At 31.7% G+C, this 21426-nt stretch carries 22 protein-coding genes and 2 pseudogenes; 14 read left to right on the top strand and 10 right to left on the bottom strand.

Annotated elements, in window-relative coordinates:
* Positions 1-186 precede the first annotated feature (186 nt).
* The 3 genes and pseudogenes from ACM6HU_RS11400 to ACM6HU_RS11390 form a co-directional block, all read right to left on the bottom strand.
* Entirely contained in the window at positions 187-981 is a 795-nt protein-coding gene (locus ACM6HU_RS11400) for an N-acetylmuramoyl-L-alanine amidase family protein (RefSeq protein ID WP_097835165.1), read from the bottom strand.
* Between the two features lie 481 nt (positions 982-1462).
* A pseudogene (locus ACM6HU_RS11395) lies at positions 1463-1732 on the bottom strand (IS4 family transposase); the annotation flags it as partial.
* A 148-nt stretch (positions 1733-1880) separates the two neighbouring features.
* The gene (locus ACM6HU_RS11390; RefSeq protein ID WP_414848184.1) at positions 1881-3125 is read right to left on the bottom strand and encodes a DUF4046 domain-containing protein; all 1245 of its coding nucleotides are present in this window, start codon (positions 3123-3125) and stop codon (positions 1881-1883) included.
* Between the two features lie 585 nt (positions 3126-3710).
* Between ACM6HU_RS11390 and ACM6HU_RS11385 the strand changes: the two are divergent.
* Positions 3711-4977 (top strand): annotated as a pseudogene (locus tag ACM6HU_RS11385) (Y-family DNA polymerase).
* Positions 4974-5315, top strand: a complete 342-nt coding sequence (locus ACM6HU_RS11380; protein ID WP_414848183.1) for a YolD-like family protein — start codon at positions 4974-4976, stop codon at positions 5313-5315. The pseudogene ACM6HU_RS11385 and the gene ACM6HU_RS11380 overlap by 4 nt, the downstream one beginning before the upstream one ends.
* A gap of 89 nt (positions 5316-5404) precedes the next feature.
* On the opposite strand, the gene ACM6HU_RS11375 is transcribed toward ACM6HU_RS11380, so the two are convergent.
* The gene (locus tag ACM6HU_RS11375) at positions 5405-6895 is read right to left on the bottom strand and encodes a DNA/RNA helicase domain-containing protein (RefSeq protein WP_414848182.1); all 1491 of its coding nucleotides are present in this window, start codon (positions 6893-6895) and stop codon (positions 5405-5407) included.
* Positions 6896-7218: 323 nt separating this feature from the next.
* Between ACM6HU_RS11375 and ACM6HU_RS11370 the strand changes: the two genes are divergently transcribed.
* The 4 genes from ACM6HU_RS11370 (at position 7219) to ACM6HU_RS11355 (ending at position 11999) form a co-directional block, all read left to right on the top strand.
* Entirely contained in the window at positions 7219-7881 is a 663-nt protein-coding gene (locus ACM6HU_RS11370) for a recombinase family protein (RefSeq protein ID WP_414848181.1), read from the top strand.
* A 154-nt stretch (positions 7882-8035) separates the two neighbouring features.
* Positions 8036-8590 carry a hypothetical protein gene (locus ACM6HU_RS11365; protein WP_414848180.1) on the top strand — a complete coding sequence of 185 codons (555 nt, stop codon included), beginning with the start codon at positions 8036-8038 and terminating at the stop codon, positions 8588-8590.
* Positions 8591-8600: 10 nt separating this feature from the next.
* Complete coding sequence (locus ACM6HU_RS11360; protein WP_414848179.1) at positions 8601-10019, top strand: hypothetical protein; 1419 nt, start codon at positions 8601-8603, stop codon at positions 10017-10019.
* 432 nt (positions 10020-10451) lie between these two features.
* On the top strand, positions 10452-11999 hold the full coding sequence (locus ACM6HU_RS11355; RefSeq protein ID WP_414848178.1) for a serine/threonine-protein kinase: 1548 nt from the start codon (positions 10452-10454) through the stop codon (positions 11997-11999).
* Between the two features lie 139 nt (positions 12000-12138).
* Here ACM6HU_RS11355 and ACM6HU_RS11350 read toward each other — a convergent pair whose 3' ends face one another.
* Positions 12139-12618 (bottom strand): DUF3775 domain-containing protein, encoded by a 480-nt coding sequence (locus ACM6HU_RS11350; RefSeq protein ID WP_098625208.1) that lies wholly within the window; start codon positions 12616-12618, stop codon positions 12139-12141.
* A 135-nt stretch (positions 12619-12753) separates the two neighbouring features.
* Here ACM6HU_RS11350 and ACM6HU_RS11345 point away from each other — a divergent pair, with 135 nt between their 5' ends.
* From ACM6HU_RS11345 to ACM6HU_RS11310, 8 genes are all read left to right on the top strand, one after another.
* A complete protein-coding gene (locus ACM6HU_RS11345) occupies positions 12754-12957 on the top strand; it encodes a helix-turn-helix domain-containing protein (RefSeq protein ID WP_414848177.1) in 204 nt (67 codons plus the stop codon).
* Between the two features lie 79 nt (positions 12958-13036).
* Positions 13037-13276, top strand: a complete 240-nt coding sequence (locus ACM6HU_RS11340; protein WP_414848176.1) for a hypothetical protein — start codon at positions 13037-13039, stop codon at positions 13274-13276.
* A gap of 23 nt (positions 13277-13299) precedes the next feature.
* Positions 13300-13539, top strand: a complete 240-nt coding sequence (locus ACM6HU_RS11335; RefSeq protein WP_414848175.1) for a hypothetical protein — start codon at positions 13300-13302, stop codon at positions 13537-13539.
* A 24-nt stretch (positions 13540-13563) separates the two neighbouring features.
* Complete coding sequence (locus ACM6HU_RS11330; RefSeq protein WP_414848174.1) at positions 13564-13824, top strand: DUF2187 domain-containing protein; 261 nt, start codon at positions 13564-13566, stop codon at positions 13822-13824.
* Positions 13824-13994 carry a hypothetical protein gene (locus ACM6HU_RS11325; protein WP_414848173.1) on the top strand — a complete coding sequence of 57 codons (171 nt, stop codon included), beginning with the start codon at positions 13824-13826 and terminating at the stop codon, positions 13992-13994. The genes ACM6HU_RS11330 and ACM6HU_RS11325 overlap by 1 nt, the downstream gene beginning before the upstream one ends.
* 808 nt (positions 13995-14802) lie before the next feature.
* On the top strand, positions 14803-15270 hold the full coding sequence (locus tag ACM6HU_RS11320) for a hypothetical protein (protein ID WP_414848172.1): 468 nt from the start codon (positions 14803-14805) through the stop codon (positions 15268-15270).
* Between the two features lie 13 nt (positions 15271-15283).
* Positions 15284-15787 carry a TIR domain-containing protein gene (locus tag ACM6HU_RS11315; protein ID WP_414848171.1) on the top strand — a complete coding sequence of 168 codons (504 nt, stop codon included), beginning with the start codon at positions 15284-15286 and terminating at the stop codon, positions 15785-15787.
* Between the two features lie 414 nt (positions 15788-16201).
* Entirely contained in the window at positions 16202-16426 is a 225-nt protein-coding gene (locus ACM6HU_RS11310) for a helix-turn-helix domain-containing protein (RefSeq protein WP_414848170.1), read from the top strand.
* Position 16427: 1 nt separating this feature from the next.
* Here ACM6HU_RS11310 and ACM6HU_RS11305 read toward each other — a convergent pair whose 3' ends face one another.
* The 5 genes from ACM6HU_RS11305 to ACM6HU_RS11285 form a co-directional block, all read right to left on the bottom strand.
* Positions 16428-17045 (bottom strand): replication-relaxation family protein, encoded by a 618-nt coding sequence (locus ACM6HU_RS11305; RefSeq protein WP_414848169.1) that lies wholly within the window; start codon positions 17043-17045, stop codon positions 16428-16430.
* Positions 16984-18165 (bottom strand): FtsK/SpoIIIE domain-containing protein, encoded by a 1182-nt coding sequence (locus ACM6HU_RS11300; protein WP_414848168.1) that lies wholly within the window; start codon positions 18163-18165, stop codon positions 16984-16986. The genes ACM6HU_RS11305 and ACM6HU_RS11300 overlap by 62 nt, the downstream gene beginning before the upstream one ends.
* Positions 18166-18265: 100 nt before the next feature.
* Complete coding sequence (locus ACM6HU_RS11295) at positions 18266-18451, bottom strand: hypothetical protein (RefSeq protein WP_003203313.1); 186 nt, start codon at positions 18449-18451, stop codon at positions 18266-18268.
* Between the two features lies 1 nt (position 18452).
* Positions 18453-18749, bottom strand: a complete 297-nt coding sequence (locus tag ACM6HU_RS11290; protein WP_033799497.1) for a phage protein — start codon at positions 18747-18749, stop codon at positions 18453-18455.
* A 910-nt stretch (positions 18750-19659) separates the two neighbouring features.
* Positions 19660-21360 carry a hypothetical protein gene (locus tag ACM6HU_RS11285; protein WP_414848167.1) on the bottom strand — a complete coding sequence of 567 codons (1701 nt, stop codon included), beginning with the start codon at positions 21358-21360 and terminating at the stop codon, positions 19660-19662.
* Between the last annotated feature and the right edge of the window lie 66 nt (positions 21361-21426).

Here is a 21426-nt window from a genome sequence, read left to right as displayed (position 1 = left end):
TGGCAGTACCCCATGCCCATCAACTTAAGAAGTTTTACTACCCATTATTGTTAAAAACGTTATTCTTTCTAGATTAATAAGAAGGGATAACACACAAAAAGACACCCTCTCAGGTGTCTTTTCTCATTATAGAAATATCTTAAAATAGATATCTGATGTCATATATTCAGTTTAAAAGACCGTTTGTTACATCATAACGCCATTATCTTTGAATGAATACCATTTACCATCAATGAAATGTTTTCCTACTGCCATTGCACCATTAGATTGTAAATAGTACCAATTTCCATTATCTTGTACCCAACCTGTTTTCATTGTGCCATCTGCATTCATATAATACCAATTATCCTTATCTTGTACCCAACTTGTTTGCATCTTAGCACCAACAAAGTAATACCAGCTTCCTTGATAACTTAACCAGCCATTATAAGCACCTCCGTTATCTTTGAAATAATGCCACTGATTATTAATTAAATTCCAACCCGTTACCATTGAGCCATCAGGAAGGAAATAATTACCTTGTGGGAATTCTCCTATCCAACCTGTTCGCATTTTCCCTTTACTAAATCCATCTAAATAATATGTTTTATCATTATATTTAAGATAGCCCATGTGTAGATTTCCGCCTTCGAGAATGTAATACCAATCTCCCTCATATTGAACCCATCCCGCATTTGTATACAGTGCACCGTCTGTTCCTAATAAGTAAGCTCCATTTTCATCTTCAATATAGCCCATTTTCATTTTTCCGCTTGCATCAAAGTAGTACCATTTTCCTCCATCTAGTAACCAACCAGTTTTCTTCATACCATGTTGGTCATAAAAATACCATGTACCTCCATCTTTTACCCAACCTGTTTGTTGCATTGTCTGTTCTGCTTTTGGAGCGTTCAGCTTCATATTATCTTGTTTTTCTGCATGTGATACCGCAGGAACGATAAACATTGTAGACATTAAAATTGGTAAAATAACTTTCTTCATTTTCCATATCCCCCAAATAATGAGTAATTTTAGTTTTTATTTCCACAAACAGAATTATATTATGATATTCAAATATAATCAATAGTTTTTGTAACAAAAATGTAATATTTTTAATTTGATAGAAATAATATCTATTAAATATTAATTTTAGTCATTTTTTTGTTACAGTGTTTTTAAACTTATTCTGGATGTGATTATGTCTTCTAGGAGTACCGCCACATCACCATCAAGTTAATATTTTGAAGTACACCCTAAACGAAAATTTTATGTCTTTTATAGCAACGAATTTCATTTTTCTCGTTTTGGGGATAACCTGTTCTGTTAGGTTGATGGGCATGGGGTACCGCCACATCGCTATCAAGCTAAGCTCATACAACATCAATTATAGTAGAAGTTATTTCTTTTTTCTAAAGGCTACGTGTAGGGAATTTAAAGATTTGCATACGAAATAAACCCTAACGGGTTTCATTTTTTTGATTTAAGCCGCTTGATTAAATCGTTGATTCAATCCCTCAGGGCTGATGAGCACTTCTGTTGATGCTTCCAAACAGCTAGATAATTGAGTTAAAGAAGTCGTAGCAATACTTTGACTCATCCATACACATAAAGCGACTAAATCTTTTGCTTGGTATTTACTGGTTCGTTGCACGAAACCAACATCTCTAGCTAGATCTCGTAAGATATTTGGAGATAAAAAGCTTTGAATCTCTTGAGCAAATAGTTGTAATTCATCAGATACAGAAATAGACATACAAAAACGCCATCCTTTCCTATGATTCTACAGAAAGAATAGCGTATTTTTTCATTTTAGGGGGTATTTTGTTTTATTAGGTTGATGGCGATGTGGCGGTACCCCTTATATAACTGTGTGGATCAACTTTTCAATTTATTATTTCATTTCAGCTTGGCTGGATATTTCCAATTCCTTTATGCTTATATCCTTTTAACATCTCTTTAGAAAATTGATTTGGATATAACTCATTTAACATAGCATATGGACTACCACCCCAAAACGTATCCAGAGGATATTGCAATCTTTGCTGTTTAATCCATTTTCCAGTATATATTTGCAGCAATGCTTCCTCAGATAATTTCTCCTTTTCTTCAATCGTCCATTTCAACGCTTCTAACGCATTTTTCTTTGTCCAAAAATTATAGGGTGACACAGAGAATTCCCATCTTTTAAAACGTCCTGGATACAAAGAATTAAGCATATTAAATGGATTATTACCCCAAAATTTATTTAGTGGTACAGATAATTTATGCTTGTTAACCCATCTATGACTATATACTTCTTTCAAATGTTCTTCAGATAATTGTTCTTTTTCTTCAATTGTCCATCTCAACGCTTCTAACGAATTTTCTTCCGTCCAAAATCCATTTGAGGTTGTTGGCAATTCCCATTCTTTAAATCGATTTGGATATAGTTCATTTAGCATTGCGTAGGGACTATTTCTCCAAAATTTCTGACATAGACCGGATAAATTCTTCTCTTTTATCCAACGTTGACTATATATTTGTAAAAGTTGTTCCTCAGATAATTGTTCTTCTTCTTCAATTATCCATCTCAGGGCTTCCAATCCGTTCTCCTTTGTCCAAAATTGATTAGGAGCACATTGAAATTGCCACTCCTTAAACTTTCCAAGATACAATGAATTAATCATCATATAAGGACTGCCTTTAAAGAACATATGACAGGGAGAAGCAAGTTTATGTTCCGCAATCCATTTTCCACTATATACTTCTAAGATTTCTTTTTCAGTCAATTGTTCTTTCTCTTCGATTGTCCATTTAAGAGCTTCCAATCCTTTTTCCTTTGTCCAAAAATTTAGAGGTGACATTTTCAATTCCCATTCTTTTAAAAGTCCTGGATATGCATCATTTAACATCTTGTAAGGACTGCTATTATATTTAGCAAGTACAGTTGTTAATTTCATCTTTTTAATAAATTTTTCAGTCCAACCTTTGCGAATATCTTGTATATCCCATAGTAAAACACTTTCAATTAAATACCTTGTAACACGTTTAGCCAATTCATTATTTACATCTTCACTCCAAGTGCCTGACGGAAACTTCTTTCTTTCTCCATCTAATATTTCTTGATATATCTCTTCAATTCTAACCGCAATCATTTCATCACTCATTTCAATCAAAGTTATTCCTGAAGATTTAAATAATAAATCTTCAATTTATTATCTGAATTTTACAACAATAATACTAAACAGCATATTATTTTTTAAATCCGTTCGTAAAAGTACACCTTTTGAAGTGGGGGTACGGCAACGATTCTTTACTTTTGGAGCCACTGGAGAAAACTACACTTTATAATCCTATTTTTATAGTTTTTTGTATTCGGTAGTAACAAAAATGAACGTTTTTGTTACGTTTTCTATTTGAAAATATAAATGTCTTAACTGTTGAATTAGCCGTAACAAAATACTGTATCAAAAATAATTCGTAACATTATTGACTTTAAACCTTTTTGTTACAAAAAAATGATGAGTGGCTCAAAAAAGAAGTAATCGTTGCCGTACCCCCTCTACAGATATATCGTCAACAAAGTTGTCTGGTATGACATGAATATAAAAGTCATTATATCCCCACCATTGAAAACGATGACCCAAAACTACAGTATCTCGGTCGAACCCCTTATTTAAAAAAACCTTTATAAAAGAACGTAGGTTCGTTTATAATAAGAACAAACGTTCTTTTATTTAGGAGGAATAACAGTGTATGACTATTCACTTTTACCGAATAGAATCATTTTATGTGTCGATTTACGAAGCTTTTACGCTTCAGTAAGTTGCATCAAAATGGGATTAGACCCAATGCATACAAAATTAGCTGTAGTAGGTGATGTAAATAGAAATGGTTCAATTGTTCTAGCTGCAACCCCACCATTAAAAGCATTGGGTGTAAAGAAGATGGCAAGGTTATACGAGATTCCTCGCAGAAAAGATATCCTTGTTGTGAATCCAATGATGGGAACATATATTAAATGCTCCAATTACATAACAAAATTAGCTTTACAATACGTTCCTATTGAGGATTTTCACCAATATAGCATAGACGAGTTTTTTATGGACATTACAAATAGCATCCATTTATTCGCCCAAGATCCATACGAATTCGCCACGAAATTCAAACATGAAATATACGATCATACACAAGTTGAATGTACCATTGCAATTGCTCCTAACCCACTCATGAGCAAGGTCGCTTTAGACATTGATGCTAAGAAAAACAAAGACGGGATTGCTTTTTGGAGGTACGAGGATGTACCCACAAAACTATGGAGCATACGACCACTTAATAAATTTTGGGGCATATCATATAAAACAGAAGAAAAGTTAAATCGAAAGGGAATACACTCTATTGGAGATTTAGCCAATTATCCCCTTAAATACTTAAAACAGAGCTTCGGCAAGATTGGAGAAGAATTACACTTACATAGCCATGGAATTGACTTTAGTCGCATTTCAGAAAAATATGTTCCTGCCACAACTTCTATTGGAAAAAGCCAAATTCTAATGCGTGACTATACAATAGAAGAATTTCCGATTATTCTACTGGAACATATTGAAGAAGTTTGTTATCGGCTTAGAAGACAAAACAAACTTGCTCAAACCGTTCATTTTTCTGTCGGTTATAGCAAGAGTTATACAGGTGGTATTAGAAAAACACATACTTTAAACCGTCCAACAAATCTAACGATGGATATTTATCCATATCTGTACATACTTCTTACATCAACAATATACTGGCGAACCCATTCGCAGCATAAACATATCCTTAACAAACCTACTTCAAGAAGGGGAAGAACAAATTTCTCTTTTTGATAATGTCACGAAACGAGAACAAGAAGTGAAGTTAACAAAAGTAATGGATGAAATACGCACAAAGTTTGGGAAGAACAGTATTTTACGAGGGATTTCCTACACGCATAGCGCTACAGCTAGACACAAAAATACACTAATTGGGGGACACAAATCATGAACAACGCTAATATGCCAAAAGGAAGAGGAATGGTGAAATTCACTCCGTTTGCAGCAATGCCTGAACAGTTTGCTGGTATTCGTGAGATCATCAAGGAGAAAAACAAAGTAACTCGACCGATCTTAACAGCTGAAGAAAAAGAACTGATTGAGAACATGTTATTATGTTCCATATTATCTGAAGAAGAAATACTAATTACATATTATGAAGATGGTTATTTACTCTCTAGCTATATGACTGTTGTTGGTATTGACCAGCAAAATAGTGCTGTTATATGTACCGATGCTTTTTATAACAAGATGAAACTGCAATTTTCTAATATAATAGATGTAAAATAATTCATTTAAAAAAGCCAATTCTCTAAAGGAAATGGCTTTTTAGTTTTCTTCTATAATACCAATATTATTATCATTATTCTCATGAATTTTTAAGCTTTAACAATGTTCTTAGACCCTAAGATTTCTAAACATTTCTCTAAAATTTTCTCATTATCAATGATAACAATATGCAATTTTTTTCTCGCTCTTGTCATTATTTGATACAGCATTTTTATATTATCATAATAATAATTGACTTTACTAGTTAGTAGATTTTTATTATAAACAAAATTGGAATCAATCACTACGACTACATTATCAAATTCCTGCCCAACAACCTGATGTGCGCTTTCGTTATCTCCAATTTGAAACGCTTCATATGGATAATATTTATTACCGTAAGCAGGCGTATAATTTACAGCCTTCCATCCCCTATTTATCATTTCTTGAGTGTAGTCCCTTACTCTAGTACGATCCTCAAAATACTGCATGCTAATATTAGAATAAATTTGATGTGCATTACTTTTCGATGTATCAAATAAGTTATTAGTAAAAGAAATTATCTCCTTATTAGTTCTAATTCTTTTTGTCAATGGATAATGTCTTGGAGAAACTTCATCTTCTAAAAAACCAGGAATATTGTTTTCAACTTCCCAACTAGCAAGACATTGATCAGGATCATATGAAAAAATACACTTTACATTAGTATCTTTAATCCTTTGTAAAATGTCCTCTAATTGGTCTTTGCGTATACGTTGAGTTTCATCTATAACAATAAGGTCATATTCATTGAAACTGTAACTCCCATAGCCTTTAATACCTGTTACTTCCCAATCGTCAAACATTAGTTTTTTATGACCGGCATTTAAAGTTCCACAATGAATAATAAGTACTCTTTTGGATTTATTTCTATATTCTTTTGCAATATCATAAGCTAGAAGGGTTTTACCTGTTCCAGCAGCACCTTCAATTGCAATATAAGACGGTCCTGCCTCTGTACTTAAGTTTATAATCTCAGTTTTATAGATATCTTGATGTTCAGTCAAAAAATACTGATTTTCTATAAAAGCTTCTGTAGAATTAAATGGAGACACTAAATAATTACAAGGATCAAATTCCTTCTGTATGTCTTCAATTTCAATTAGCTTTTGTTTATTTATTTGTTTAAATAAAAATTCAATATCACTTTCTTCAAATTCTTCCTTTTCATTTAAGTAATAAAGCTTTTCTTCCGAAGCAACGTAAGTGAACTGTAAAACTTTCTTTCCTAAAAAACCGAGATAATATTTATTACTTAAAAGTTGTTTTTTCATTCTATCCCCAGTACTTTTTCTTTTCAATTCTATATTTATAATAGTTTCTTCTCCAAATCTTAAAAGATCAAATTCTTTATTAATTTGGTTAATTTTATATCCTACATAAAATCCATCTACTATTTTTAAAATATCGACAAATGATAGAAGCTCTTCGACTAAAGAACTTAAATCTTCGATTTCATCTTGTTTAACTTTAATATCAAAATGTTCTTTATATAATTCAAATACGGAAGGTGCTAGTTTTTCACTTGTATCAACTAAAGACACTAAATTTATAGGTTTCACATCAATCTTTCCCCTCAAATTAAAATAAATATCTAAACACTAGTTTGCTCTATTAATAAAATACCATATTTAAATGAAGCTGGTAAAAATAACAAGATGCAAATATCTAGCTTGTTCAGAAAAGTACACCTTTTGGATTGGTTATTTAATAATACGTATTCAAAGACATGAAGAATGCTTTCCATGTTCGTAAAGGTATACCTTTATAAACGGTTTTGTATCGTCTATGAAACATTGAAATATCAAGTTTATAAAGGTAGGTTCAATTGATTTATAAACGTTTATTTTTAATGAACATCTTTATAAACGAAAGTGGTATAATTATGGTAACAAATATAAGGGGCATACCAAAAGTGGCTAATATTTATGGATATATACGTGTAAGTACAAAAGATCAAAATGAACAACGGCAATTACATAAGATGATGGAGCGGGGGGTGGAAGCTCGACGTATTTTTGTCGACAAAGCAAGTGGACGGCATTTTGATCGTCCTCAGTATCAATTATTGCGAAAAATATTGAGTACAGGTGATATTGTTTACATAGATGCCTTAGATCGTATGGGGCGTAATTATGAAGAAGTAATCGCAGAGTGGAAATACATAACTAGAGAATTACAAGCAGATATTGTTGTTTTAGAAAATGAAACGCTGTTTGATAGTCGTAAGTTCCGTGAAATGGATGATATGGGACGGTTAATGGAAGATCAATTTTTATCTTTGTTGTCTTATGTTGCAGATCAGGAACGAAAAAAAATTCATCAGAGACAAGCGGAAGGGATTGCGATAGCTAAATCTCAGGGAAAACATTTAGGCCGTCCTCAAATGAACCTTTCGACCTTAAGCAAACAACAAATAAATATAATAGAAGAAACTTATTCAAAATGGAAGAGTGGCGAAATTACTGCTGTTATGTTTATGGAAATGTTAGAACTAAGGAAAAACACGTTTTATAAAATAATGAAGGAATATGAAGGAGGAAAGTAGCATCGCTCCTATAATAAATGCTACTTTGTCCCTAGTTGTAAGAACGCTGGTACTCCCTCTAATGGGGAATTTTGAGATAAGATTATATATTGAGGTAATACAGCCAGTTATTGCACTATACAAAATAGATATTTCATAAAGAGGGGATATAAGTATGGATAATGAAATAAAACAATTTAATCCTGCCAATTATATATTTTCATATAACTTAAGTCCTTATGACTGTTATGCCTTAAGAAAGGGCATTTGCTCACTATATTTAAGTAAAGAAGAAGCAGGGAAAATTTTTGAAGAAGAAAAAGGAAAAGGTTTTGGTGAAGGTGGTGTAATGTCTTGTAGAATACTCGCAAATCAACTTTTAGAAGTAGATTACTATAAGAACCCTAAATTCCAACAAGATAACTATTCTATTCGGATGTATGAACAGACTTGTGGTCACTTTGTGTTTGATGATGGACAGCACCGAACTTGCATCGCAAAACATCTAAATATTAATTCAATGTATGCTAATATAACAGCTGCACAGCACGAATTTCAAATTAATTGTTACGCGTGTATTGAAAAAGAAAAAACAAAAAACGAACAAAGTAAATTGATAAATCGCATAAAAAAATTATTCCTATTTAAGAAACCGAATGAATTGCCCCATGACTTTCTTGACGAAGAATATATGGAGTTTAATAAAGATATAACAAAAGTAGGGAATTGAGGTAGATAACATGAGTAAAGAAGATCTTTTTGAATTAGTATTTGAAGTAGTGAACAAAGGTATAGTAGAAGTTTTAGAAAAAAAATCTAAAGAGCGGGTAACTCTTTTTCGAGGACATACAAATTATCCGACAATATCTTATAGAAAAAATGGGTTTCCTTCAATTTTTAAAAGTCCATATGGAAGCGATAGTGTAATAGATTATGAGAAATATTTCAAAACAAACCCTAATTTTGATAATGATAAAATAGATATAACGAAGTTTGCAGAATATATTGAATTGAAAAATTTAATTTTGCAGTGTGATAAATATATAGAAACTTATAGCATCGGTGATGAAGATAAATTAGGGTTATTAGATTATTCAATTTTAAACCAAGTAATTAATTTGATTACCAAAGTGATTCATGAGTTTGGAGAAGAAAATACTTTGACTAAAGAGCAACTGATAAAATTGTATCAACCGCTGGAAAACAGAGTACTTTTTAAAGATTTATATGTGGACATTTATATTCCTATATTATTCACTAAATTTAAAGTTAAAGAACACAAGTTAACAGATTCGATTTCTATAGTTGAAATGTCTGAAGTGTTTCAAAAATCTAGATCTCAAATTGAATCGTTTTCTGAAGGAATACCAGAGCCTGTATTAATGTCAGCTACACATGCACTGAAATTAGAAAATTACTGGATTGAAAATATGAATAGTTGGACTGGCCATCATATTTTTGGTGATTTTGATAGATATCCTTTAGAACAAATTAATGCTTTTTTTAATACTTTAAGGGTTAATAATTTTTTAACGGGTTATGCACAAATAATTTCGTCTCCTATTAATTGGACAGAAAGATATACAGCGGATTTACTCGATTTAAAAGGAATTTCTGTAAGAATGTATCCTGTTGAATTTAATAATTACTATTGGAATAAAGATGCTTTTCCAATAGTTGATGAAGTTCGTTTAAAAGAGATTCAAATGATTTTCAAAGAGCTGGTTGAAAAAGAATATAAGAAAATAAATTTGGCTTGTTCTAGATTAGAAAACAGTTTCTATCGTAAAGAAGAAGGCGATAAGATTATTGATATCGTTATCGGTTTAGAATCATTATTAAGTGATAAAGGAAAAGGTGAGATAACTTATAAATTATCATTAAGAGCAGCTTATTTATTACAGTTTTCTTCTTTAGGGGATTCAAAATTAGATGTTTTTAATAATATGAAAGCAATTTATGCATATAGATCTGCAATTGTTCATGGTCAGAACCAAAAGAATTTAGAAATAAGAAGATATATTGAAAATGTAGAAGGCGATAAAAAGTTAGTTTTAGAAGTTGCTGAAATTTATTTAAAAGAATGTATTAAAGTATTAATACATAAACCCGAATTTTTAGATGCTACAGTTATTGATAAAAAATTAATACTTCTTTAAAGTGCAGAGATATTTTTGAAATAATTAAATGTAGAAAATTCAAGTTAATCAATTATCCCTCCCGTTAACTGAATCTCCAAATATAAGTATTGAATAAAAACAAGATCCGTTTATTATACAATAAAGTGACCCCGTTCTAAGTTTAGGATGGGGTTATGCTTGTTTGATTTTTTAAATTTCACTTTAAATTCCTCCTAAAACAACACTTTTTTCATAATTTTTTCTTTCTATTTATTCATTTAGCAAGGAATGACTGTTAACATTTTTGTAAAAACGGTTAAAATCCTTGATAACTTTTTTGAAAAGCACTTTATTGACATAGATTTTAGAATGTTGTTTCATAGTCTTTGTATTACTGAGATGTTAATATTTAGAAATAAGAAGGACATTTAAAAAGTCGCACCAATAATATAAACAGAAAGGAAGTTTGATATGTTAGTTACAACTAACTTAGATAAAGTATTTGATGGAGAAGAGAATTCTTACATAGTATTAGATTTATTGGGGACAGGTGGGTTTGGTCATGTTTTTCAAATAAAAAATGAGACAGATGGGAGTCTTTGGGCTTTAAAAACTTTGCCACCTTATGCCTCAAATGAAGAAGATTTGAAAGGTTTTAAGAACGAAAGCGAAATGGCATTAAAAGTTTCGCATGAAAATGCTATGCGTTATAAATACGTACATGATGGTAGTATTCATAAAGATTTACCTCCATATATTATTATGGAATTAGCTAACGAAGGAAGTTTAAATGATTATCTAAAACAGAAAAAAATGGAAAGTGAATTTTTAACTGTTGAAACCTTGCACCAAATGTTTAATCAACTAATTGATGGAATGGAACATATTAATCAAGAATTAGTACATAGAGATATCAAACCTGATAATATTTTGATTAAAGATGGAAAACTAATCATCACTGACTTCGGTTTAGCAAAAATAGCTACCGCAGCAACTCGAAGTATTAATTCAACTTTCAAAGGTTACGGAACATATAATTATGTTGCCCCTGAGGGCTGGAAATTTGACCGTAATACAATTCAGATGGACATCTATGCAATGGGTATGACTTTTTATGAAATGGCAACATTACAAAATGCCTTTGATGTAGCTCCTAATGCCAATATGGAAGAATGGCGTAGGAATCATTTATATGAAGCACCCATTCCTCCACATCAAAAAAATACTTCATTAACAATTAAGATTTCACAAGTCATTATGAAGATGATTGAAAAGTCTACTAATAAACGATATAAGTCATGGGAAGAAATCCGGAATGATTTATCTTTAGACAATCTTCCTAAATCAAAGAATGCAGATCAAATTACAATTATGCTCAAACAACACATGGAAAAATCCTCTATTAAACGTAGTAAAGAATTGGAAGCGGAAAAAACTAAACAAGAAAAATTAGAACTTCAAAATCTTATATTTAGTCAATTTAAAAATGATATCTACATTCCTATCAAAGGGTTCATAGATGAATTTAACAAGCAATGTGTAGACGGATGTATTTCTTTGTTCGATATAACACATACTTCAACCTTCTTTAGGACAATTATGGAACTAGTATCAAAAACAACAATACAAATTGATTTACGAGTCTTATCTGATGAAGACTTTATTCGAGAAGTACCTATGGATTTTGAAAGAGGCACAATAAGAAAAGTGGTACGCCCCATTCTTCCAAGGGACAATAAAAAAGTGCTAGCATGGGGATATATTAAAAACAATAAAGGCATTGGATATAACCTATTGTTATTAGAAAACAAAGAGGAATTGTATGGTGAATGGGTATTACTTTCTAACAGTCAGGTTATTTCCAGAGGAGGACAACGTAATCGACCACAACAGTTTGTTTATGAACTATCTGAATTAGAAAAAGAGATACCATTAATAGGAGCTTTTCACATATACCGTACAGAAGTTATCCCATATAGTGATACAATTATTCAAGAATTCATTAGGATCAATAACTGATAAACAAACTTTTGTCATAGTACATTTTATATTGTAGGGGTCACCATATCAAAAAAAGAAAATCGTACAATTTTTTTTTGATATGGTGACCCCTTGTATAAAGTAATAGCATGCGATTCCTACTTCATAACTTAAAATTCTATATCTTTATATCTAAAATTTGACACCCTATTCTTAAATAATCACCTAGCGGGGCTTTTGAGATCATTTGATTGACCTCTATATCTTTCGTATTCCATCCCGATTCATTAAAATGATTTCTTAAAGTTTCGTATCTTTTCTCAACAGAATCATTTGTATCATATTCACGGTCTCTACCCAAATACATAATAGTCTGTAACATTTTTACTGTTTCAAAATCAAGACTATTTACATATTCTAAAAGGTCTGCTCTTTTTTCTTTTACTAAGATATATTCTGGTGAGTTAATAGATGCTCCAATATTTTTTATTTCTTTAGGTCTATTCGTTTTTGCAGCTTTATTTCTTTCATCAGCTAGTAAGATAACCTTTTTAATTACATCAATTTTATCATTAAAAATATTCACAGCATTCTCCCCTTTTAATAATATAATTTTAACCCTTACAAACATCATAATATCAAAAGAAGTCACATTCAAATTTTACTTCTTCCTGTGGAATCTGTTGCTATTTGTCGAACAAAAATTGGATTAATTTCGATAATCCGTCTTGCAAACAAGACAAAACAGGATTACAATTAACTTAACAAAAAAAGGAGGGATCTATTACAAGTAATGAATGAAATCAAAGACGGGAAATCGAGTGAACCTCTTTTTTCTGTTTATACAACAAGAGAAGCTGAACAATTATGGGGACTTGCGGAAAACACCGTGAACAAATGGTGTAATCGCGGAAAGTTCTCTGAGAACGAAGCAAGGAAGAGCGGGAAAGTCTGGTTAGTCACACGTGACGGCATGAATAGACTGACTCGTAAATAAACATGAAAAAGCCCCCACCACCGCCAAGTAGAGAAGGGCTTTTCCAGGTACACTACTATAAAAGAAAGGTTGATTCTAGATGGCAAATACCTATCTAAAAACTCCTAACAGCAAGTATATTTTACCACATTTAACTAAAAAAGAAAAAATGAGCACCACTATAAAAAGCATTTTAAATAAGCGATATAACGCCATTTGTGAATGGTTAGGTATAGACAATTGTATTGCCTCACAGATCTGGTTCTTCGGTACATTTGGACTATCTACTTTTATGATTGTTGCTACATATTTAATTGCCGGATTTCTCTATGGATTCTAAACAAACATTGAGGAGGAATAGATATGATAGCACAAAAACCAAAACGTGGTGAATTCTATATTCATAGAAAAGATGGTCGAGTGTATCAGGTCTTAGGATATGCAAAGATGTTTGAACAAGAAAATCAAGATCTCATCATTTTAAAGTGTATGAAAGATGGAATGACTGTCACATTAAGTTCAGATCTGTTCGTTCTGTATATAAAAGCACATAAGTTTTCAAAGGATAAAGAAGTACTCAGTAATTTGAAAGTTAATCTATAACATTTCAGTTTAGGAGGCTTTTTCATGGAAAAGATTATTTCAGTTCCAAATTTTAGAATTGGTGACCATGTAGAATTTCCACATCGTAAGAATCCTTCAATCAAATTAACTGGTTATGTAGCAAATATTTTAACACACACACTAATTGTGGAGATTACTGATCCACTTGCTTTCCGTTTGATTCCTGCTCTTGAAGCACGACAGGTTGTGCGTATTGAGAAATGCAAAGCCGTAAGTGCTTCAACTACATACATCTGTTCATCTATACAAAAGGTGGCGAGATGATGTATATTTTCGATGTCAGTTACTTGATACAAGGTGTATCTTTTGCAAAATCATTTTTGCTTGCTGAATCAAAAGATGGTTTTGAGTTAAAAAACGACATTGAATACATTTTGCAAACGGAACATCAAACTCCAGTACAAATTGTTGCAACTGATTTCGAAGAATTGTAACACAAGGTGGAGGGGTGAATATGCGATCATTTGAGAAGCACATTAAAGAAAAAAAGCGAAAAGAAAAGATCGAAAAGATTTTTAATCATCATATAAACGGTGATAGCTTCTTTCAGTGTTCTTCATATGTATGGAAAACTGTCGTATTCAAAAATTATAATAAAGTTAAACGAAAGGAAATAAATATAGAACAACTAATTCTGTTAATGCAAAAGGAAGGAATACAATTTACACAACATCCTTCACTAATAACATATCCCATCATCGAGTTTATAAATTACATTGCAAAGATTTGTAAAGAAAACATTGAAATTAAGTCCTGTTAATACAGGACTTTTCTTTATAACTCAATATTAATCTAATTAATAGGAGGAGGTAATGAAATGGTTTTACAAAACATACCTAGTAAGTATTTAATCTCAGATTTTGATATTCATTTTATTTACTGTATTGGGTTAAGAGTTTTTTATAATATTACTGTATTACCAAAAAACGAAAAATTCAGTATAATCTAGTGGTACATATCTATTAAGGAGGATAGAGCAACATCTGGATAATCTCAAAATAGGAGGGGAAATATTAATTTATGTATGGAGGAAGAAATAGAGAGAAAGCCACTGATAATGGGTTCATATACCCTATTTTCCATAAGATAATTTCCCTATTATTCTATATAAATGTTGTGGAATTAATTAAATGGATAGCAATTAAATTCGTATTATTTTTTCACCGCCACTCATCAGATACTGATTACTTGAACAGAAAAAAAAGAAAAGCACGGAATATTGCTGTTGATATCTTTATTTGTTTGAAATTTATCTTTATTGGGTTCGTTTGGTATCAGCAAATTAATAATGTATACGTTGTGGCAATTACAATTTACCTCTTACTTATGAACTCATTTACTTATTTTTATTATCATATTTGGGAAGAAGGAGCTATTAAAAGTTCTTTCGCTACACTTCACCGTACAAGACGAAAGTTTATCAGTCTGTTTCAATCGTTTATCTATATGATTTTATCATACGGATATCTATTTCAAATTCCATTTACATCAGAATTTAAATGGGAAAGTTCAGGTGCTACATTTTCACAAGCTTTCTTGTTTAGCTTATCAAATACTTTCCCATTAAGTTACAATAGTGTTCAGGCTCTGACAGAACTCGGACACTATATTAGAGCCTCTCAAGTTCTATTATCTTTTTTATTTATTACAATTATATTAACTCAATCTATTCCAAAGGCAACTCAATCTATTCCAGAGGAAAATCAGTAAGGGAGTGTTTTTAATGGCTTATCGTAATAAGACTTATATATGCTTCGACGGTGATGAAGATATGCATTATTATCGTCTCATAACAGCATGGAAGGCAAAGGATGGAAAAGAGTTTAATTTTCATAATGCCCATGATCTTTACCCAATGCAAAAAAGCAAGTTAAATGATAATGATGAAGCATATATTAAAAGAAAGCTTCACCAACGATTCTTGAATACAAAATGCCTCATGGTACTTGTTGGACAAAAAACAAAAAACTTATATAGATATGTACGTTGGGAAATAGATATAGCTTTACAACTTGATATTCCTATATTAGTTGTTAACTTGAATAAAAAAAATGGCATAGATCGTACCTTGTGTCCCGCTATTCTTAGAGAAGAATTAGCTTTACATATACCATACTCCAGAGATGCCATTGTAAGAGGAATAGATAATTGGCCAAATGGACACAAAATACACAGAAAACAACAAGAAACAGGCCCTTACCGTTATACAGACTTTGATCCTTCTTGATAAAGGAAACCCCTTGATTATATTTATTGAGGGGTTTTTAATTTAAATAAGGTACGTGAAATTATACATTTCTTCAAAATTCGACAGACAAACAAATTTTAGTTTCTTTTTTTATTAAACTATGTTTGATAACTTAATAAAACAAAAAAAGCTTAAGTCCTTATGTATCAATGGATTTAAGCTTTTTATTTTATAGGAATATCCTTTGCAACAAGTTGCCATTAGGATAGTGTATCAGCAACTTGTAGCTATTACTATGAATGCTAGATTCCACAAAATTATTACATATTTTTTTGTCTTTACTTCTTATTCAATATTATGCTCAATTATTAATAAAATTCCTGTTTTCAGTGACTTTTAAAAAATGGGATTATTGGACAGACTATAAGTAAAATACTTAAGGAAGTGAATTTGATGAATTGGTATTCTAAACCTAGATCAGCTTTAGGTCGTTTTTTAGATAAGCATAAGATTACACAAGAAGAACTATCTTCAAAAAGTGGTGTAACTCGCTCTACCGTCAGCCGATTGTGTAGTTTGGACAGCGTATCACCGACAACTAAAAATTCAAATCGTATTATAAAAACTTTGAGGAAATTAACTGGGAAAAGTATAGATTCTACTGATTTTTGGGCGTGAATTAACTAAACACATCTTCCATTACAAAAGTTCTCATAAACACATTTTGTTTTATAGCGTATTGCTCTAATTTAGATTGCCGATAGTCTGATAGTGTGAAAAAGATAATTACTGGAACAATAGTATTCTTTCTTTTATAGATATCTGTTATATGGCCATATAACTGTATTTTGTGTTCATTTGCTTTCATATGTTGCATGCGATCTATCTCAACAAAGTGAGGGACTTTATCTTCAAAATAGGTTGCATCAGGAATGATTTGATATCGCTGACCACCGGTTGAAAATTCTATCATTTGTTCTGTTTTCCATTCCGGAAATCCTAGCCACATCCAGGATTCGTTTCTCATTAAAATGTGCTGTAATTGACTACTTTTCTTTACTTCTCTTGTAATTCCTAATAAATCACGTCCTTTTTTATTTAAATAATATACATGCTCACGAGCTATTTTAGTAATATGACAATACGGAGTCAGATCCTTTAGTACACGATTTGCATTTCGAATACTTCCTAGGCAGTGGATGGCTTGCAATTGTCTCCTGGTTGCAAAATCTAACTTACTCAAAGTGGATAAAATCTCGATTTGTCTCGCTTTCTGTTTGAGTGTTTGATGCCTCATTTTGTTTCACCACCTTGTATTGCTTCAGTAATTCCCACATTTCCATATCCTTTAAATAAGGTACCTGAATTTCTTCTGTGCGATCAGTCTTAAATAATGCTCTTCCTGGAAGGGAAGGCAGCTCTTCAAGACCTGGTTCATCCAAAGCAACTTGTGAAGCAACCACTGTTGGTAATCGAAAACCTAGCTTTGCATCAGCATTTTGTTTGATTTGCCTTGGCAATGTGTCAGAGGTTGGATATTGAGTACAAAATATAAGCCGGAATCCTAAACCACCTCCGATTCTTGCGATTTCAGATAACATCTCCTGGCACATAAATAATACATCCCGTTGTTTTTTAGGTAAACCTTGTGTCGGACAAAGATTCGCTCCTTCATCTACTATGATGAAACAACGTTCTCTAATTGATGTGTCTATAACATTGGTAAAATAGGAATTTTTCATCATCTCAATCTGTTTTACCATCTTTTCACGTACTCTCACCAACATCTCTAACGCCTGTTCCGGGTTTTCAGCTACTTCTACTACTTGAGACAAATCCTTGTAAGGACTAAATTCTAATCCTTCCTTCAGATCAATAATAAAAAATTTCACATGTCGAGGTTGTTGTAAAATTAAACTCGTCATTACATTTTTTAGAAATACTGTCTTTCCAAAACGTGTCATACCCGCTACGCACATGTGCGGTGTTTTCTCGAAATCATGATATACGTGTTTATCTAACGATTTCCCCATCATAACTCTCCATGTGTGCTCCTTTAGTAGATCCTTAGACCAATTCCACACTTCAGGTATTTGTTGCTTAAATACTCGAATATGAAGTTCCCTTTGATGAAACGATATTTTAACAGGTTTATATAGTCCTTCTTCTAATACTTCAGCTAACTTTTTGATGAGCTGACTTGGGACGCCGAGCGGTAACTTGTAAACATAATTCATGCTTATGTCATCTTCCATTTCTTTTATAAAAACAGGATATTGTAATTCACCTTTATGCTGAACACATATCTTTGTAATTTCAAAAAACGTGGCAATTTTTTTCTTATCACTCATTTCTTTTCCCTTATAAAAATAAGCAACAGTTAAAAAGGTTGCTGGTATTAATAAAAGTGATATCATATCCTCCATACCTCCTTTAGGTAGTTGAGCCTGTATGGAAGGTTAGAAAAAACAGATTAAAACGCACTATTACAATTATTTTCAACTACCAGATGTAATACTAACGTAGAAACACATCTAGTATATCCATTAGCACATACCAAACACTCCCAATTAATAAGCATTTGAGACCCGCACGTAGCAACCAATCTGGAAGGTAAAGACCTTTCCTTTTCAGCAATTTAATCCCTAAAATAGAGACTCCTGTCACACCATATACAACTCCTAACTCTCCAATGATTGTCATGTTAATCCCACCCTTTTGGTTTAATAGACAAATTTCCCTTACGATCCTTATAAAGTTGATACTCATCCAACAATTCATTCCATGAGACCGGATACTCATCACCGTACAAATCCTCTTCGATTTTTTGACTCAAATAATAATAACCTTTGTATTGTCGGTCTAAATACACTTCATGACGTACCATGTGCTCTCGTATTGCTGAAATATCTTCTTCTCTTTTAGTATCCCGGTACATCTGACGTAATGATTTTGAAGAATACAGATAAGGGGTACTATATAACATCTGATAATAACTCATGTTGTCTCACCATCCATATAGATTTCTAGATACACTAAATACATATGATGAGGATTCATTTTTTCGAATTTGTACCTCAAAAAAATACAAAAATACGCCATTCCCATTTTAGAATGACGTTCGATAATAAATTACCCTTTTTTAATCATATTTTTATTAATTAATAAAATCTTATATAAATATATATCTTATATATATTAAAAATATAAAGATAAAACTTATATAGGGATAGTAAATATGATTTTATTCCTACTGTAACAAGGGTTTTGAGTATACCATAGCGTAAAAAATCATAAACAGCAAAATCTAACAACACAAAATTAACCATTAGTAAGGTATAAAACCTACAAATAATCATAAACAAGATCGCGTATTTCTACATAAAAAATGAAACAAATTGATGCATGGTTAAATATATTTATTCAAGTGCTAAATTTTTAATTCATCCACTGTATGTCCACCGTTTTATAATATTTACTCACAAAACATTCACAATATAGGTTAACTAATCAACATAATTAGAATTTGTCACATGACTCACATAAAAATTGATGATTTTTGATAGATGAAGTACCAAAATCCCTTTATTTCAATAAAAATCACATCATATTATTCACATTAGGCTCTAATTATCAACTTTCCCACGAAATATACTGTTTTTCTTATGATTTTTTGTAGGTATTTGTATGCATTTTAGATAAAAATAACGTGTTTATTGAAACATAGATGTGGAAAATTAGTTAATTGTAGTACAGCTTTGTATGGAAATGCATAAAAAAAAGACTTTATTATGAATAGAGTCTAGTAAAGGTATCTATGTGAAGAAATCAGTAGAGGGCTTCTTTTGAATGGAACCAACACGAATAGCCCTCTATTTATAATTTTTTCAAAAATAGAGAGCGGAGTATCATTAATTTGTTTCTATTACCTCAAGTACTTGTTCAGCTGTGGTTACTTGAATACCAGTGCGTACTAATTGTTCAAATGCACGCATAAACGTAATCAAATTGAACTCATCCGTTACTTCAATAACGCGAAGCTTTTCTTTAGGTAGTCGATCTATCTTTTCAATGAACAATTCGCGAACATCACTTGGAATAAAGCGATCTTTATGTCCTCTTGTTTTTAGAAGTTCACGTATTTCTATTTCTAAAGCCATATAAGCATTTAGATTTGCACCTTGTTCATAGGCGTACTTTCTAAACAACGTTTCTTCTTGATACTTTAGATAGTTACGGTGATACGATTCCTCTGTAACAGGTACAGCAAATTTGGATTTTAGTAACTCATATGTTTTACGGAACAACTTTTTGATGTTTCGAAGAGAGTACATAGAGAAATGCAATCCAAAATCAAATACAGCTTGTTCCTTTTGTTCTTTTGGAACATGTTGTGTAATAAGAGGGTAAATACCTTCTTTTGCCGCTGTATCAAGAATTTGATATTGTGATGTTTGATTCAATAATTTTTTCAGCGTATACACTAACTTACTTGGATATTCTTCATTACGATCTATCATGTCACGTAAGCTGCGAATGACACTTCGAATTTGTCGATGACAAGTATACTTAAGTACATGAATAAATTTATTCATGTCTTGTGCAAATTCACCGATATTCAGTTCTTGTAACACAGATTCAATAAAACGAGCTTTTCGTGCATACGTAACCTTAGGTGTGAATGGATCACGATACTGTACTTCTCCAGCTTCCTTTGTACATAAGAAATCTGTATGTAAGGATAGATATAAAGTCGTATATCTTTTTGTATTTTTAACCCCTTTTTGTAATTTGCAAATTTTGAATAGGGGAGTCCCTATACATGGTAATGCAGTTGTTAATTCTGTCATAACCGCACGGATTTGATGTGGGTATTTCTTATGTAAAAAGCGGTACATCCCTCCAAAATGAGTTGTATTTCCTCTTTCATCTTGTTTATCTAAGGAACGTTTTAGAGTCGTTTCGCTGTGCTGTTGCATAGCGATGTCCAAGAATAATTTCTTAGCCGCAACTGAAAGCTCAAAGAAAGCCTTAGTAAAAACGACCGGGCTAATATACACATAGGAATTTGCCTTTTCAGTTTCTTCATTCATAAAATGAGTTAACTTAATTGTATAGCGGCCATCTAATTCATTTTCTATTGTAATAATGTTATGTAAACTTAATTTCTTTAATGCAATATAGAATTGAGAATGCTGTATATAAGCAAATTCTTCTTTATATTGCTTGTAATCTTCCCACATCATATGTACTGTTACATTTGGAATGACCCCATTCGTGTAACATTTCTTGTGTAGATATAAGAAGACTTCAAGATCAGCATTTGTAATACCATATAATTTATGTTTTCGTCCCATTTTTTCTGAAATAGCAGATAGTGTACGACTTGAAAAAGATGGTTTCGCCTGAGCCACAAAGCCATCTACATCAGCAATACGTTCTTCATATGTCATATGATCCAGAATATCCTCAAGGTATGTATCTTTATAGCTGTAGTATTTTTCTTCAAAAGCTTCAACAAGTTTCTGCCAAGATTTCAATGTTACTAAAACTGCATTTGTATCTTGTCCATTTAGACTACGTTGATTACGAATAATAAATGATTGTCTCATCTTTTTCACCTCCTACACATAAATCCAGAAATATATGCCAAAACACTATAAAATATACCAATTATG

It is taken from the genome of Bacillus sp. IT-79MI2 (assembly GCF_949768135.1).
Taxonomy (GTDB): domain Bacteria; phylum Bacillota; class Bacilli; order Bacillales; family Bacillaceae_G; genus Bacillus_A; species Bacillus_A pseudomycoides.
This window is presented reverse-complemented; position numbering and strand designations above follow the sequence as displayed.

What these genes read in the sequence shown, in the direction of transcription:
- ACM6HU_RS11400 (WP_097835165.1), bottom strand. Translation starts at nt 981, where the DNA reads ATGAAGAAAGTTATTTTACCAATTTTAATGTCTACAATGTTTATCGTT.
- ACM6HU_RS11390 (WP_414848184.1), bottom strand. Translation starts at nt 3,125, where the DNA reads ATGAGTGATGAAATGATTGCGGTTAGAATTGAAGAGATATATCAAGAA.
- ACM6HU_RS11380 (WP_414848183.1), top strand. Translation starts at nt 4,974, where the DNA reads ATGAACAACGCTAATATGCCAAAAGGAAGAGGAATGGTGAAATTCACT.
- ACM6HU_RS11370 (WP_414848181.1), top strand. Translation starts at nt 7,219, where the DNA reads ATGGTAACAAATATAAGGGGCATACCAAAAGTGGCTAATATTTATGGA.
- ACM6HU_RS11365 (WP_414848180.1), top strand. Translation starts at nt 8,036, where the DNA reads ATGGATAATGAAATAAAACAATTTAATCCTGCCAATTATATATTTTCA.
- ACM6HU_RS11360 (WP_414848179.1), top strand. Translation starts at nt 8,601, where the DNA reads ATGAGTAAAGAAGATCTTTTTGAATTAGTATTTGAAGTAGTGAACAAA.
- ACM6HU_RS11355 (WP_414848178.1), top strand. Translation starts at nt 10,452, where the DNA reads ATGTTAGTTACAACTAACTTAGATAAAGTATTTGATGGAGAAGAGAAT.
- ACM6HU_RS11345 (WP_414848177.1), top strand. Translation starts at nt 12,754, where the DNA reads ATGAATGAAATCAAAGACGGGAAATCGAGTGAACCTCTTTTTTCTGTT.
- ACM6HU_RS11340 (WP_414848176.1), top strand. Translation starts at nt 13,037, where the DNA reads ATGGCAAATACCTATCTAAAAACTCCTAACAGCAAGTATATTTTACCA.
- ACM6HU_RS11335 (WP_414848175.1), top strand. Translation starts at nt 13,300, where the DNA reads ATGATAGCACAAAAACCAAAACGTGGTGAATTCTATATTCATAGAAAA.
- ACM6HU_RS11330 (WP_414848174.1), top strand. Translation starts at nt 13,564, where the DNA reads ATGGAAAAGATTATTTCAGTTCCAAATTTTAGAATTGGTGACCATGTA.
- ACM6HU_RS11325 (WP_414848173.1), top strand. Translation starts at nt 13,824, where the DNA reads ATGTATATTTTCGATGTCAGTTACTTGATACAAGGTGTATCTTTTGCA.
- ACM6HU_RS11315 (WP_414848171.1), top strand. Translation starts at nt 15,284, where the DNA reads ATGGCTTATCGTAATAAGACTTATATATGCTTCGACGGTGATGAAGAT.
- ACM6HU_RS11310 (WP_414848170.1), top strand. Translation starts at nt 16,202, where the DNA reads ATGAATTGGTATTCTAAACCTAGATCAGCTTTAGGTCGTTTTTTAGAT.
- ACM6HU_RS11305 (WP_414848169.1), bottom strand. Translation starts at nt 17,045, where the DNA reads ATGAGGCATCAAACACTCAAACAGAAAGCGAGACAAATCGAGATTTTA.
- ACM6HU_RS11300 (WP_414848168.1), bottom strand. Translation starts at nt 18,165, where the DNA reads ATGATATCACTTTTATTAATACCAGCAACCTTTTTAACTGTTGCTTAT.
- ACM6HU_RS11295 (WP_003203313.1), bottom strand. Translation starts at nt 18,451, where the DNA reads ATGACAATCATTGGAGAGTTAGGAGTTGTATATGGTGTGACAGGAGTC.
- ACM6HU_RS11290 (WP_033799497.1), bottom strand. Translation starts at nt 18,749, where the DNA reads ATGAGTTATTATCAGATGTTATATAGTACCCCTTATCTGTATTCTTCA.
- ACM6HU_RS11285 (WP_414848167.1), bottom strand. Translation starts at nt 21,360, where the DNA reads ATGAGACAATCATTTATTATTCGTAATCAACGTAGTCTAAATGGACAA.